The sequence below is a fragment of the Paraburkholderia flagellata genome, assembly GCF_021390645.1.
Classification (GTDB): Bacteria; Pseudomonadota; Gammaproteobacteria; order Burkholderiales; family Burkholderiaceae; genus Paraburkholderia; species Paraburkholderia flagellata.
This window is the reverse complement of sequence record NZ_JAJEJT010000001.1, coordinates 1,744,110-1,757,941: the sequence shown is the minus strand read 5'-3', so window position 1 is coordinate 1,757,941 and position 13,832 is coordinate 1,744,110. Positions and strand designations below refer to the sequence as shown.

12 protein-coding genes are annotated in these 13,832 nt (G+C 64.5%); 3 read left to right on the top strand and 9 right to left on the bottom strand.

Going from position 1 to position 13,832, the window contains the following annotated elements:
- Nucleotides 1-330: 330 nt before the first annotated feature.
- The 9 genes from L0U83_RS07705 to L0U83_RS07665 form a co-directional block, all read right to left on the bottom strand.
- Nucleotides 331-792, bottom strand: a complete 462-nt coding sequence (locus L0U83_RS07705; protein WP_233883785.1) for a peroxiredoxin — start codon at nucleotides 790-792, stop codon at nucleotides 331-333.
- A 145-nt stretch (nucleotides 793-937) separates the two neighbouring features.
- Nucleotides 938-1,834, bottom strand: a complete 897-nt coding sequence (locus L0U83_RS07700) for a polysaccharide deacetylase family protein (RefSeq protein WP_233881656.1) — start codon at nucleotides 1,832-1,834, stop codon at nucleotides 938-940.
- A 24-nt stretch (nucleotides 1,835-1,858) separates the two neighbouring features.
- A complete protein-coding gene (locus L0U83_RS07695) occupies nucleotides 1,859-2,908 on the bottom strand; it encodes a bifunctional UDP-4-keto-pentose/UDP-xylose synthase (RefSeq protein ID WP_233881655.1) in 1,050 nt (349 codons plus the stop codon).
- A complete protein-coding gene (locus L0U83_RS07690; RefSeq protein ID WP_233881654.1) occupies nucleotides 2,905-3,861 on the bottom strand; it encodes a formyltransferase in 957 nt (318 codons plus the stop codon). Before L0U83_RS07690 ends, L0U83_RS07695 begins: the two co-directional genes overlap by 4 nt.
- Nucleotides 3,858-4,931, bottom strand: coding sequence for a glycosyltransferase (locus L0U83_RS07685; protein WP_233881653.1), 1,074 nt, complete (start codon nucleotides 4,929-4,931; stop codon nucleotides 3,858-3,860). The genes L0U83_RS07690 and L0U83_RS07685 overlap by 4 nt, the downstream gene beginning before the upstream one ends.
- A 120-nt stretch (nucleotides 4,932-5,051) precedes the next feature.
- On the bottom strand, nucleotides 5,052-6,215 hold the full coding sequence (locus L0U83_RS07680) for a DegT/DnrJ/EryC1/StrS family aminotransferase (RefSeq protein WP_233881652.1): 1,164 nt from the start codon (nucleotides 6,213-6,215) through the stop codon (nucleotides 5,052-5,054).
- Nucleotides 6,216-6,361: 146 nt separating this feature from the next.
- Nucleotides 6,362-6,733: an SMR family transporter gene (locus tag L0U83_RS07675; protein ID WP_028204911.1), complete on the bottom strand. Its 372-nt coding sequence runs from the start codon at nucleotides 6,731-6,733 to the stop codon at nucleotides 6,362-6,364.
- Between the two features lie 79 nt (nucleotides 6,734-6,812).
- Nucleotides 6,813-8,504, bottom strand: a complete 1,692-nt coding sequence (locus tag L0U83_RS07670) for a glycosyltransferase family 39 protein (protein WP_233881651.1) — start codon at nucleotides 8,502-8,504, stop codon at nucleotides 6,813-6,815.
- 161 nt (nucleotides 8,505-8,665) lie between these two features.
- Nucleotides 8,666-9,040 carry an Mth938-like domain-containing protein gene (locus tag L0U83_RS07665; RefSeq protein ID WP_233881650.1) on the bottom strand — a complete coding sequence of 125 codons (375 nt, stop codon included), beginning with the start codon at nucleotides 9,038-9,040 and terminating at the stop codon, nucleotides 8,666-8,668.
- Nucleotides 9,041-9,579: 539 nt separating this feature from the next.
- Here L0U83_RS07665 and L0U83_RS07660 point away from each other — a divergent pair.
- The 3 genes from L0U83_RS07660 to thrC all read left to right on the top strand — a co-directional run bounded on the left by L0U83_RS07660 (nucleotide 9,580) and on the right by thrC (nucleotide 13,676).
- Nucleotides 9,580-10,818, top strand: a complete 1,239-nt coding sequence (locus L0U83_RS07660; RefSeq protein WP_233881649.1) for a pyridoxal phosphate-dependent aminotransferase — start codon at nucleotides 9,580-9,582, stop codon at nucleotides 10,816-10,818.
- Between the two features lie 64 nt (nucleotides 10,819-10,882).
- A complete protein-coding gene (locus tag L0U83_RS07655; RefSeq protein WP_233881648.1) occupies nucleotides 10,883-12,214 on the top strand; it encodes a homoserine dehydrogenase in 1,332 nt (443 codons plus the stop codon).
- Between the two features lie 10 nt (nucleotides 12,215-12,224).
- Nucleotides 12,225-13,676, top strand: a complete 1,452-nt coding sequence (gene thrC / locus L0U83_RS07650; RefSeq protein WP_233881647.1) for a threonine synthase — start codon at nucleotides 12,225-12,227, stop codon at nucleotides 13,674-13,676.
- The last annotated feature ends 156 nt before the right edge of the window (nucleotides 13,677-13,832 follow it).

Here is a 13,832-nt window from a genome sequence, read left to right as displayed (position 1 = left end):
GTGCGGGTGCCGGGTAGGCGCCCGCCGTTACTGCGCAAGGTGCGCGCTCAGGTCAGAAAATGCCGGTTCGCCTGGTTTTCGATCAGCTCCTTGACGTTTGGTCGCGCCGGGTCGCAAAGCCGGCGCGAACGGGGACAAAAACGGGAGAGAACAACGTGGCACAAACAAAAAAGCCGCCGCCCCGGATGACGAGGCAAGCGGCTTCACTTCGGTGTTGTCCCGTTGCCTCGGATACGCATTTCCGGTCATTGCATGACCGGCTGCGAAACCGCCGCAACGCGACGTAAAAAGGGTTGGACAGGCACTCATTGCAGCCCAATATAACGCTCCTCAAAGCGCTTGTACAGCCTCCAGAACTTCCTCGACATGGCCCGGGACCTTGATGCCGCGCCACTCCTGGCGTAGCACGCCGGCAGCGTCGATCAGGAAGGTCGAGCGTTCGATACCTCGTACCTGTTTGCCATACATTTTCTTCAATTTGATGACGTCGAAGAGCGTGCACAGCGCTTCGTCGGCATCCGATACCAAGGTAAACGGCAATTCGAGCTTGGCCTTGAAGTTATCGTGCGAGCGCACGCTGTCGCGCGACACGCCTACGATCTGCGCGCCGGCCTTCTTGAACTTCGGAGAGAGGTCGCGGAACTGCAGGCCTTCGGTCGTGCAGCCCGGCGTGTTGTCTTTCGGATAGAAGTACAGCACCACCTTGCTGCCCTTCAGGCTCGAAAGCGTGAAGTCGCCTCCGGTGGCGGGGGCGGTAAAGTCCGGAACAGGGTGGTCGACTGCGATGGTCACGTCAGGCACGTGGCTCTCCCTTTGTTATTGGCTGGCGTTGCCGCAGCGCACGGCGCCGTTTCGCCGGGTCGGCGTGCCGCCCGCGGCGGGGGCTTTGCGTGGGCGCGGGCCGTGGCAGGCATCCCGCGACGCGCGGGCGGCGGATTCAGTCGGGCTGAACGATCAGCTCGCCTGAGCGGCCGGCGATCTCGCCCCAGGTGACAGGGTACGATGGCAGCGAAGCCGGGTCCAGCGTCGCATGATAGTCACCCATCGTGGCAAACGTGTGGCCTTGCGCGCGCCAGCCCGCGAGCAACTGCTCGAACACCGGCGCGAGCTTCTGGCCTTCGAGTTCGGCATGCAGCGTGAACACCTGGTCGTGCGGGTTGTTTTCGGTGCGCTTGAGCATCCACGCGGCGACCGTGTCGGTATCGACGCCATCTACCCCGAGCACCTCGTCGAGCGTGGGCAGCGTGGTGGGCATTTGCACGTGGTTCAACGTGCGGCCCGCCACCACCGGACGGTAGGGCGAATGGCCACGCCCGTCCGAGGCGTACTTCATGCCCCACGTGTCGATCTGCTCGAAGGCAGCCTCGTTCATCTGCCAGCCCGCTGCGCCGTGCGTGACGGGCGGCGTGCCGAAGATGCGCGTGAAGCGGTCGTGGCTCTTCTGCATCTGGCGCGCGGTCCATTGCGCGTCACGCTTGCGCACGTTGTCCTGCCAGTACACGTGATCCCACGTATGAATGCCGCACTCGAACCCGGCTTCGTGAATCGCGCGCATTTCAGCCGCAGCTTCCACGCCGATGTCGGGGCCCGGCAGCAGCACGCCGTACATCAACTGCTTCACGCCGTAGTGCTCGACCACTGACGTGCGCGAGACCTTCTTGAGAAAGCCCGGCCGCAACACGCGGCGCAGCGCCCAGCCCGTGTGATCGGGGCCGAGGCTGAACAGGAACGTGGCGCGCGCCTTGTAGCGGTCGAAGATGCGCGCGAGGTTCGGCACGCCTTCGCGCGTGCCGCGCAGCGTGTCGACGTCGATTTTCAGGACGATGCGGGCCAAGTGGCGAGGACCTTTCTCTAACGCTTAGTGTTGCTCGACGAGCGCACGCGCTTCGGCCACATGGCCGCGGTACGCTTCGAAAATCTTGCGCAGCGCTTCGTCGAAGGTCGACTTCGGCGCCCAGCCGAGTTCCTGCATCGTGTTGTCGATCTTCGGCACGCGGTTCTGCACGTCCTGGTAGCCCGCGCCGTAGTACGCGCCCGACGAGGTTTCGACCAGTTGCACCTTCCTGGCTGTTTCCGCGTATTCCGGGAATTCGGCGGCCAGCGCCAGCATCTTGTGCGCGAGTTCGCGAACCGAGAAGTTGTTGGTCGGATTGCCGATGTTGAAGATCTTGCCCGAGGCAATGCCGTCCTTGTTCTCGATGATCTTCATCAGCGCTTCGATGCCGTCGTCGATGTCGGTGAACGCACGCTTTTGCGCGCCGCCGTCGACGAGGCTGATGTTCTCGCCGCGCACGATGTGGCCGAGGAACTGCGTCACGACGCGCGACGAACCTTCCTTCGGCGTGTAGATCGAGTCGAGGCCCGGGCCGATCCAGTTGAACGGACGGAACAGCGTGAAGTTCAGGCCTTCCATGCCGTAACCCCAGATCACGCGGTCCATCAGCTGCTTCGAGCACGCGTAGATCCAGCGCGGCTTGTTGATCGGGCCGTAGGTGAGGGCGGACGCGTCCGGATCGAACTGCTCGTCCGAGCACATGCCGTAGACCTCGGAGGTCGACGGGAAGACCAGGTGCTTGCCGTACTTGACCGCCGAACGCACGATCGGCAGGTTCGCCTCGAAGTCGAGCTCGAACACGCGCAGCGGCTGCTGCACGTAGGTGGCGGGCGTTGCGATGGCGACGAGCGGCAGGATCACGTCGCACTTTTTGACGTGGTACTCGACCCACTCCTTGTTGATCGTGATGTCGCCTTCGAAGAAGTGCATCCGCTCATGCTTGACGAGGTCGCCGAGGCGATCCGTCTGCATGTCCATGCCGAACACTTCCCAGTTCGTGGATTCGAGGATGCGCTTGGAGAGGTGGTGGCCGATAAAGCCGTTCACACCCAGGATCAGAACTTTTTTGGTCATGGACGGGGGACAGATGAAATGAGTTCGGAGAACGCGGCGGGGCTGACGACAGTCTCTTGACCGTTATGCGCATGCCGCAGTTCGTGGATCGCGATGGCGCGTGCGTCGCCGCAGACGGCGAAAAGCGCATTATCGCTTACGTGGATGCCCACGGGCAATCCGGCGAGGGGGCGGACCCTTTCGGCGTCTTGCGAGCCGGGGCGCACGAGGCGCGCGCGGGCGATCACGAAACGCTCGTTGCCGATGTCGGTGTATGCGCCCGGATAGGGCGGCGCGACCGCGCGAATGAGGTTGTACACCTGCTGCGCGCTCTGGCCGAAATCGACGCGGCCGTCCTCCGGCTTGCGCCCGCCGTAGTAGCTGCCACGGGTGAGATCGTTCGGCAGATGCGGCGCTTCGCCCGCGATCAGCGCGGGCAGCACGCGCCAGAGCGTCTGCTCGGCGGCGACCGTGACCTTGTCGAATACCTGCGCGGCGGTGTCGTCAGGGAGGATCGGCACCGGGGTTTGCGCGACGATCGCGCCCGCGTCGGGCTTCGCGGCCATTTCGTGCAGCGTGGCGCCCGTTTCGGTTTCGCCGTTGAGGACAGCCCAGTTCGTGGGCACGCGGCCGCGGTACTTCGGCAGGAGCGAGCCGTGCATGTTGTATGCGCCGCGCCCGGCGAGGGCGAGCAAGTCCACGGGCAGCATGTGCCGGTAGTAGAACGAGAAGATGAAGTCCGGCCGCGCCGCGGAAACGGCCGCGCGCAGCTCGGCGCTCTTCGGGTCGGCGGGTGTGACGACCTCGATGCCATGCTCCTCGGCCACCGACTTCACGCTGCCGAACCAGATGTTCTCGGTCGGGCTGTCTTCATGCGTGACGACGAGCGCAACGTCGACGCCGCCCGCGAGCAGCACCTGCAGACAGCGCACCCCGACGTTGTGATACGCGAAGACAACGGCACGCGGTTTCATTGGCCGGCTCCTTCGTTGGCCGGGTTCGCGGTGACGTTCGCCGGTTGCGCGAACGCGGCGGCCTGCATGAAATCCTGGCGCGGCGTATCGACGACGGCGCGGCCATTGCGCTCTTCGAGGATCGTCTGGATCAGGTAGCGCGGACGCGCGCGCACCTGCTGGTAGATGCGGCCGATGTACTCGCCAAGCAGACCGAGCGCGAAGATGATCACGCCGAGCAGGAAGAACGTGATGGCGAACAGCGTGAACACGCCTTGCACTTCCGCGCCGAGGACGAAGCGGCGAATCAGCAGCAGCAGGAAGAGGCCTGCCGAGCCGAGCGAGAGGATCACGCCGATGAACGAGAGCCACTGCAGCGGCACGACGGAGAAGCCCGTCACGAGGTCGAAATTCAGGCGGATGAGGCTGTAGAGCGAGTACTTCGATTCGCCGGCGAAGCGCTCCTCGTGCGCGACTTCGACCTCGACCGGGTTCTGCGAGAACGTATACGCGAGCGCCGGAATGAAGGTGTTGATTTCGCCGCAGCGGTTGATCGTGTCGATGATGCGGCGGTTGTACGCGCGCAGCATGCAGCCCTGGTCGGTCATCTTGATGCGCGTGATGCGCTCGCGCAGACGGTTCATCGCCTGCGAGGCCTTGCGCCGCCAGAGGCTGTCCTGACGCTGCTTGCGGATGGTGCCGACGTAGTCGTAGCCCTCGCGCATCTTCTCGACGAGCTTGCCGATTTCCTCGGGCGGATTTTGCAGGTCGGCGTCGAGCGTGATGACGATCTCGCCGCGCGCCTGCTCGAAGCCCGCGAGAATCGCCATGTGCTGGCCGTAATTGCCGTTGAGCAGAATCGCTCGCGTGGTGTCGGGCCGCGCGCGGAACTGCTCCGCGAGCATCGCGGCCGAACGGTCGCGGCTGCCGTCGTTGATGAAGATCACTTCGTACGAGGTGCCGAGCTTGTCGAGCGCCGGATACAGGCGCGCGAACAGCGCGGGAAGGCCAGCTTCCTCGTTGTAGACCGGAATGATGACCGAGACTTCCGGCATGTCCGGGGTCAAGGTGCCTTGTTCCGTTTGACTCATGTGTGCGTCGATTCCGTTATTGGATGCTTCGGTTTACTGCGTGCGCAGTCTGGCGGCGCATCTGCCTGCACCGCCTGTCTGCGTTTCCCCTGTTGCTCTTCTGCCGACTTCTGTTACTGCTTACTTTCCAAACTTTGCGCAAATCTCGTTCACCGCGCTGCACACGCGCGCCACGTCGGCTTCGGTCATCTGCGTGAAGAGCGGCAACGTGACCGTGCTCGCGCCGAAGCGCTCCGCGTGCGGGAACATGCCCGCCTTGAAACCACGCTCGCGGTACAGCGTGAAGAGGTGGATGGCCGGGTAATGCACGCCGGAACCGATTCCGCGCTCCTTGAGTTCACCCATGAAACCCGCGCGGTCGATCGCCAGCTTTTCGAGCGGCAGCGTGATCTGGAACATGTGCCAGTTGCTGTTGGCGAAATCGGCGAGCGGCAGGCCCATGCCGAGCTTCACCGCCGCGCCGCCCTCGAAACCCGCGAAATAGGCCCGCGCGAGCGCGTGGCGCTGGCGGGTGAAGCGCTCGATATGCTTGAGTTGGCCGAGCCCGACGCGCGCCGCCACATCCGTGAGATTGTACTTGCCGCCGAGCACGTCGCAGTCCATGCCGTCGAAGCCCGTACGCGTGATGCCCTGCAGGCGGTACTTTTGCGCGAGCACGGCCTCGGCTTCGTCGTTCAGGACGAGCGCGCCGCCTTCGATCGACGTGAGATTCTTGTTGGCATGGAAGCTGAACGAGACGATGTCGCCGATCGCGCCGATGCGCTTGCCGTTCCAGCTCGATCCGAACGCCTGCGCGGCGTCCTCGATCACGCGCAGCTTGTGCTGGCGGGCAATCGCGTAAAGCCGGTCCATGTCGACGGGCAGACCCGAAAGAAAGACCGGGATGATGGCTTTCGTCTTCGGCGTGATGGCGGCTTCGAGCTTGTCGAGGTCGATGTTGCGCGTGACGGGATCGATGTCGGCGAACACGGGCGTCGCACCCACTTCGTAGACCACGTTGCTGGTCGCGACCCACGAGGCGGGCGTCGTGATGACTTCATCGCCGGGACCCACACCGGCAATGCGCAGCCCGATTTCGAGCGTCGCCGTGCCGGAGTTGAAGGTGCGCACGGGACGGCCGCCGCAGTACTCGGAGAGCGCCGCCTCGAAGGCCTGGTTCTGCGGGCCGGTCGTGATCCAGCCCGAGCGCAGCACGTCGGCGACGCCCTGGATGGTTTCCTCGTCGATTTCGGGGCGCACGAACGGCAGGAACGGAACGGCCGACTGCGAAGATGACTGGGTCATGAGTGCTTTTACTCTTTGCTCGTCAAAAAGTGGTTCCGGGCAGCAAGGCCGCCGCGGCGCATCTTACGAAATGCTTATATGGGCGCAATTTGCTGCGCTGCAAGCGGTCTCGCGCCGCCCGCCAGAATCGCGCGCGCCGCGGCGCCTTAGCTGCGCGCGAGCACGAACACGCCGATCAGGATGATGCCGATGCCTACGAGCCGCTGCACGCTCAGCACCTCGCCGAACAGATACCACGCCGCGAACGCGTTGACCACGTAGCCGAGCGAGAGCATCGGGTAGGCAATCGAGACGTCCACGCGCGAGAGCCCGACGATCCACACGACCACGCTGAACACGTAGCAAGTGAGGCCGCCGAGAATCGGCACTTGCGTCGCGAGCTTCAGGCCAATGGGCAAGATGTTCGCACGGCTGAATTCGAAGTGTCCAACGGCATTGACACCCGCTTTCAGCAACAGTTGCGCGCACGCGTTCAGGCCGACGCCGGCGAGGATGCAGATCAGGGAAATCGGATTCATCGGAAAGGGTGGTTCAACGGGTTATCGGGTTGCGGCGCGCCCAATTATCGCGCAGGCGTCAATTGGGGCCGGGAAGCGCTCAGGATTGCGGTTTCTCGACGATCACGCGCCGCGCGTCGCGGGCGATCACCTGCATCGGCAGGCCCTGCGCAGCCAGTTCTTCGTAGCGCTTCGCCGGAATCAGCGCGAGCGCGTAGCGGTCAGCTTTCCAGCGCGCTTCCCAGTCGGCGATGGTCGGCACCCATTTTTGCGGTTCCTCGGAGATTCCGAAGGCAAGCTCGTCGGTGACCTCGACCATCGTCATGGTGTGGCGCACGTAGAAGGGCATGGTGTGGTCGAGCACGCCAACCGAGTAGAACGGCGTGTCGGGCGGCAGCTTCGCAATCGCGGCGCGCACGGCGGGCGCGAGCGGCGCGCCGGAACTCAGCGTGCCGAACACGTCGTGGCCCGTGCCCGCGATGGTCGCGAGCAGCAGCCACGCCGTGCCGAGCGCGAGCGCTGGCGCGCGCGCGCCGGTTTCGGGCGTATGCTTCGCGCGGTTCAGGCGCAGGCCGACCATCGTGACGACGAAGGCCACCGCGGCTGCGGCGAACACCCACACCTGGAACTCGCGGTAGAGCGCGTTGGGGTTGCGCGCGTCGCCAAGCCGCGTGAGCACGAACGAGCCCGCCATCAGCACGACGGCGAGGAGCGCGTAGCCCGCGAGGTGCTTCTTCCACTGCGCACGCGTCATGACCGGCAGATACATGCCGATGATGAGCGCAACGGGCGGCGCGATCGGCAGGACGTAGGAGACCAGCTTCGAGTGCGACGCGCTGAAGAACAGGAAAATGAACACCGTCCACACGACCATCAGCATGACGGGCGAGAAGCCGTTGGGCTGGCGCGGCGCGCGCAGCGCGTGGCGCACACTCTGCACGCTCACCGAAAGCCACGGCAGGAAGCCCACCAGCATGACCGGCACGAAGTAGTAGAACGGGCCGGGACGGTTCTGCGCGGGCGTGAGGTAGCGCTGGAACTGCTGGACGATGAAGAAGAAGTTGAAGAACTCGGGATTGCGCTGCTGCACGAGGATGAACCACGGCGAAACGATCGCGAAGAACACGATCAGGCCGCTCACGAGGTAGAGACGCTTCCAGAGCGCCCAGTCGCGCGAAATCGCCGTATAGAGCACGAGCACCGCGCCCGGCAGGATCAGGCCGACCAGGCCCTTGGAGAGCACCGCCATCGCCATGGCGGCCCAGCACACCCACATCCAGAGGCGCGCGTGGCTTTTGGGCAGCGTCGGGCGCTGCGCGAGCAGCAGTGCGCACAGCGTGAGCTGCATCCAGAAGGACAGGCCCATGTCGAGCGTGTTGAAGTGGCCCATCAGGTTCCAGTACGGTGCGCAGGCGAGCACGACCGCGGCGAAGAAGCCCGTGGCGGCGTTGAACACGCGCGCGCCGGTGAAGCCGATCAGCAGTACGCCGGCGAAGCCGGTTAGCGCCGTGTAGAGGCGCGCCTGCCACTCGCCGATGCCGAACCACGCGAACGTGAGCGCGTTCAACCAGGTTTGCAGCGGGGGCTTCTCGAAGTACTTGTAGTCGTTGTAGCGCGGCGTGATCCAGTCGCCGGTCGCGAACATTTCGCGCGCCATTTCGGCGTAGCGGCCTTCGTCGCTCGGCAGCAGGTGGCGCCAGCCGAGCGGCAGGAACCAGATCACGGCGAGGGCGAGGATCAGGAGCAGGATCGCGCTGCGATTGAGCGGTAGCCTCGATGGCGTATCGTTCATGGGTTTCAGCCTGTTCTTGTTGCAGTCGTTGCGGTCGGGATGCAGGGCGCGCGCGTTGACCACGCGCTGCACATGTGCCACGCCATGCGCGCGCGCTTCGCACGCGGCGCGCAAGTGTACTACGCCGCCGCGCGGCGACCTGATGGCAAGCTTAAGGCGCGTTAGCTTTCGATCAGGAGCGCGGCCGCCACGCGGCGGCCTTCAGCCATGAGGATGTTGTAGGTGCGGCAGGCGGCCTTGATGTCCATCGCCTCGACGCCAATGCGTTTCGCGGCCAGCGCCGCGGTCAGGCGCGGGTGCGGAAAGCGCAGTCGCTCGCCGCTGCCGAACACCACCACCTCGGGGTTCAGTGGCAAAAGCATCTCGAAGAGTTCGGGCGTGAGAGCGTCGAACGACTGCACCGGCCAGGGCGTGACCGGCGATTCGGGCATCACGATGATGCTGCCCGTGTGGCGTTCGAGGTTCACTTCGACGTAGTCGGCGCCGTAACCGGTCACGGTGTTCAGCGCGGCGCTGGAGTCCTGGTGTAATTTCAAAACGGGGTTCCGGGATAAGGGCAGGTCGGGTGCGCGAGCGAGAGGGCGCAGATCCTGTGCTGACACCGGCCCTGGTGCGAACCGCCGTGTAGCCCGCGCTGTGTAACCCGCTTCGCGACCCGCCTCCTAGCCGATTGCGCATTGCGGAAGTTGGTCAAAATCCGCTAAATTATAACTTTTTAGCCGCCGCTGCGGCGGCGGCCCGCGGGTAGGCCGCGCCGGCAGGCCCGCCGGCAGAACACTACGCGCGCCATCCGCGCGTCGAGCGAGGGCAGCCACAAGCTGCCGGGGCGGTCGGAGGTGATCTCAAAGGACGCTTTGCATGGTGTTGCGCGTGCGCTCGGCGCTCCCCCGCAATCGTGCATGGCTTATGTCCCGCCGGGGGCGTTCCGCTGGCTCCCTTGCATGTCTTGCCCGCCAAGGCGCCATCCGCCGGCCGGTCAACGGCATTTCATCCTGTTCCAGCCCTTTTACCGCGTCTTGCACGTCTCTGACGCTCTGACTGATTTTCTGACCGATTCTTTGACCGACAGCCCGCCGTGAAACCGATTCTCAAATCCAACAAGCTGCAGAACGTTTGCTACGACATCCGCGGGCCGGTGCTCGAGCACGCGAAGCGCCTCGAAGAAGAAGGCCATCGCATCATCAAGCTGAACATCGGCAATCTCGCGCCGTTCGGTTTCGACGCGCCCGACGAGGTCATTCAGGACATGATCCTGAACCTGCCGGGCTCCTCGGGGTATTCGGATTCGAAGGGCGTCTTCGCCGCGCGCAAGGCGATCATGCATTACGCGCAGCAAAAGGGCATCAAGGGCGTCGAACTCGACGACATCTACATCGGCAATGGCGCGTCCGAACTGATCGTGATGGCCATGCAGGCGCTGCTCAACGACGGCGATGAAGTGCTGCTGCCCGCGCCCGACTATCCGCTCTGGACGGCGGCGGTGAGCCTGTCGGGTGGCACGCCCGTGCACTACATCTGCGACGAGTCGAACGCGTGGATGCCCGACCTCGACGACATTCGCTCGAAGATCACGCCGAACACGCGCGCGATCGTCGTCATCAACCCGAACAACCCGACGGGCGCGCTCTATTCGGACGACCTGCTGCGCGGCCTCGTCGCGATCGCGCGCGAGCACGGCCTGATCCTGTTCGCCGACGAGGTCTACGACAAGATCATCTACGACGGCAAGACGCACACGGCGCTCGGTTCGCTCTCGGAAGACGTGATCACCGTCACGCTCAACAGCCTCTCCAAAAGCTATCGCGCGTGCGGCTACCGCGCGGGCTGGATGTTCCTCTCGGGCATGACGGGCGAGAACCGCCGCCGCTCGAAGGACTACACGGAAGGCCTCGGCATTCTCGCCTCGATGCGCCTGTGCGCGAACGTGCCGGGCCAGTACGCTATTCAGACGGCGTTGGGCGGCTACCAGAGCATCAACGAGCTGATCCAGCCGGGCGGCCGCCTGTATCGTCAGCGCGAGCTGGCGTACAACATGCTCACGGCCATTCCGGGCGTGACCTGCGTGAAACCCGAAGCGGCGCTCTACATGTTCCCGCGCCTCGACCCGAAGCTCTATCCGATCGAGAACGACCAGCAGTTCATCCTCGATCTGCTCTTGCAGGAGCGTGTGCTGCTCGTGCAAGGCACGGGCTTCAACTGGAAGCAGCCGGACCACTTCCGCGTGGTGTTCCTGCCGAACGTCGACGACCTGACCGATTCGATCAACCGCATTGCGCGCTTCCTCGACGGTTATCGTCAGCGGCACGGCAACTGATCTGGTCACCGGGCCACACGCGAAAACGCATTCCCTTTCACATATCTAGACGAACACACGCTGCATGGAACCGATCAAAGTAGGTCTCTTGGGCTTCGGCACGGTAGGCAGCGGCACCTTCACGGTACTGCGCCGCAACCAGGAAGAAATTAAACGCCGCGCGGGCCGCGGCATCGAAGTGGCGCGCATTGCCGTGCGCAACCCGGCCAAGGCCACAGCGGCGCTCGGCAACGAAGCCGGTAACGTCGACCTGACGACCGATTTCAACGCCGTGGTCGACGATCCCTCGATTTCGATCATTGCCGAAATGATCGGCGGCACGACGCTGGCCAAGGATCTCGTGCTGCGTGCGATCGCGGGCGGCAAGCACGTGGTCACGGCGAACAAGGCGCTGCTGGCGGTGCATGGCACCGAGATCTTCGAAGCGGCGCGCGCCAAAGGTGTGATGGTCGCGTTCGAGGCGGCGGTGGCGGGCGGTATCCCGATCATCAAGGCGCTGCGCGAAGGCCTCACGGCCAACCGCATCCAGTACATCGCCGGCATCATCAACGGCACGACGAACTACATCCTCTCGGAAATGCGCGAGCGCGGCCTCGATTTCGCGACCGCTCTGAAAGCCGCGCAGGAACTGGGCTACGCCGAAGCCGATCCGACCTTCGACATCGAAGGCGTGGACGCCGCGCACAAGGCCACGATCATGAGCGCGATCGCGTTCGGCGTGCCCGTGCAGTTCGACAAGGCCTACGTGGAAGGCATCAGCAAGCTCGACGCCATCGACATCAAGTACGCGGAAGAACTGGGCTATCGCATCAAGCTGCTCGGCATTGCGCGCCGCACCGATCGCGGCATCGAGCTGCGCACGCATCCCACGCTGATCCCGGCCAAGCGCCTGCTCGCGAACGTGGAAGGCGCGATGAACGCCGTGGTCGTGCATGGCGACGCCGTGGGGACGACGCTGTACTACGGCAAGGGCGCGGGCGCTGAGCCGACTGCCTCCGCCGTGGTGGCCGATCTCGTGGACGTCACGCGCCTGCACACGGCCGACCCCGAGCACCGCGTGCCGCATCTGGCGTTCCAGCCGGACAGCCTTTCGAACACGCCGATCCTGCCGATCGACGAAGTGACGAGCGGCTACTACCTGCGTCTGCGCGTGGCCGACCAGACCGGCGTGATGGCAGCCATCACGCGCATCCTGGCGGACAGCGGCATCTCGATCGACGCGCTGCTGCAAAAGGAAGCGGAGCAGGTCGACGCGCAAGGCAAGGCGGAAACCGACATCATCCTGATCACGCACGAGACGATTGAGAAGAACGTCAACGCGGCGATCGCGCAGATCGAATCGCTCGCGACGGTGAAGTCGCCGGTCACGAAGCTGCGCATGGAAGGACTGAACTAAGGCAAGGGCTATGAATTACGTATCTACGCGCGGCGCGGGCGCCGGCGAACATCATTCGTTTTCGGACATCCTGCTGGGCGGGCTCGCGCGCGACGGCGGCCTGTACCTGCCGGCCGAGTATCCGCAGATCAGCAAGGAAGAACTCGCGCGCTGGCGCGGCCTCTCGTACGCGGATCTTGCGTTCGAGATTCTCTCGAAGTTCGCCGGCGACATTCCCGCCGACGACCTGCGCGACATCACGCGCCGCACCTACACGGGCGAGACGTACCGCAACGTGCGCCACGGCGAAGACGCGAGCAAGATCACGCCGCTCACCACGCTCGGCGAGGAAAACGGCGCGAAACTGTCGCTGCTCGAACTCTCGAACGGTCCGACGCTCGCGTTCAAGGACATGGCGATGCAGTTGCTCGGCAACCTGTTCGAGTACGCGCTCGCGAAGGCCGGCCAGGAGCTGAACATCCTCGGCGCGACGTCGGGCGACACCGGCAGCGCCGCGGAATACGCCATGCGCGGCAAGAAGGGCGTGCGCGTGTTCATGCTCTCGCCGCACAAGAAGATGAGCGCGTTCCAGACGGCGCAGATGTTCAGCCTGCAAGACCCGAACATCTTCAACCTCGCCGTGGAAGGCGTGTTCGACGACTGCCAGGACATCGTCAAGGCCGTTTCGAACGATCACGCGTTCAAGGCGCAGCAGAAGATCGGTACGGTCAACTCGATCAACTGGGCGCGCGTCGTGGCCCAGGTCGTGTACTACTTCGCCGGCTACTTCGCGGCGACGAAGTCGAACGACGAGCGTGTTTCGTTCACCGTGCCTTCGGGCAACTTCGGCAATGTGTGCGCGGGCCATATCGCGCGCATGATGGGTCTGCCGATCGAAAAGCTCGTGGTCGCGACCAACGAGAACGACGTGCTTGACGAGTTTTTCCGCACCGGCATCTATCGCGTGCGCGGCTCGGCGGAGACGTACCACACCACGAGCCCGAGCATGGATATCTCGAAGGCGTCGAACTTCGAGCGCTTCGTGTACGACCTGCTTGGCCGCGATCCGGCGCGCGTGACGCAACTGTTCCGCGACGTGGAGGAGAAGGGCGGTTTCGATCTTGTGGCGAGCGGCGACTTCGTGCGCGTGAAGCAGTTCGGTTTCGTGTCGGGCCGTAGCAGCCACGACGACCGCATCGCGACGATTCGCGACGTCTACTCGCGCTACAAGACGATGATCGACACCCATACTGCCGACGGCGTGAAGGTCGCCCGCGAACACCTGCAGCCGGGTGTGCCGATGATCGTGCTCGAAACCGCGCAGCCGGTGAAGTTTGGCGAGACGATTCGCGAGGCGCTCGACCGTGAGCCGGAGCGTCCGGCAGCGTTCGAGGGGCTGGAGGCACTGCCGCAGCGCTTCGAAGTCGTGCCCGCCGATGCAAAGCGTGTGAAGGACTATATCGCCGCACATACGGCGGACTGATCGACGCAGCCGGGGCCGGATCTGCTTCCGGTCCTGGCGCATCGACATCTCATCAGCTTTTACGCGGCGGCGGGTTGCTCGAACCCGCCCGCTGCAGCACGCCAGCCGGCCCTGGGCACTCGCATGCAGTGCGCGCCAGGGATATCCACGGCATAA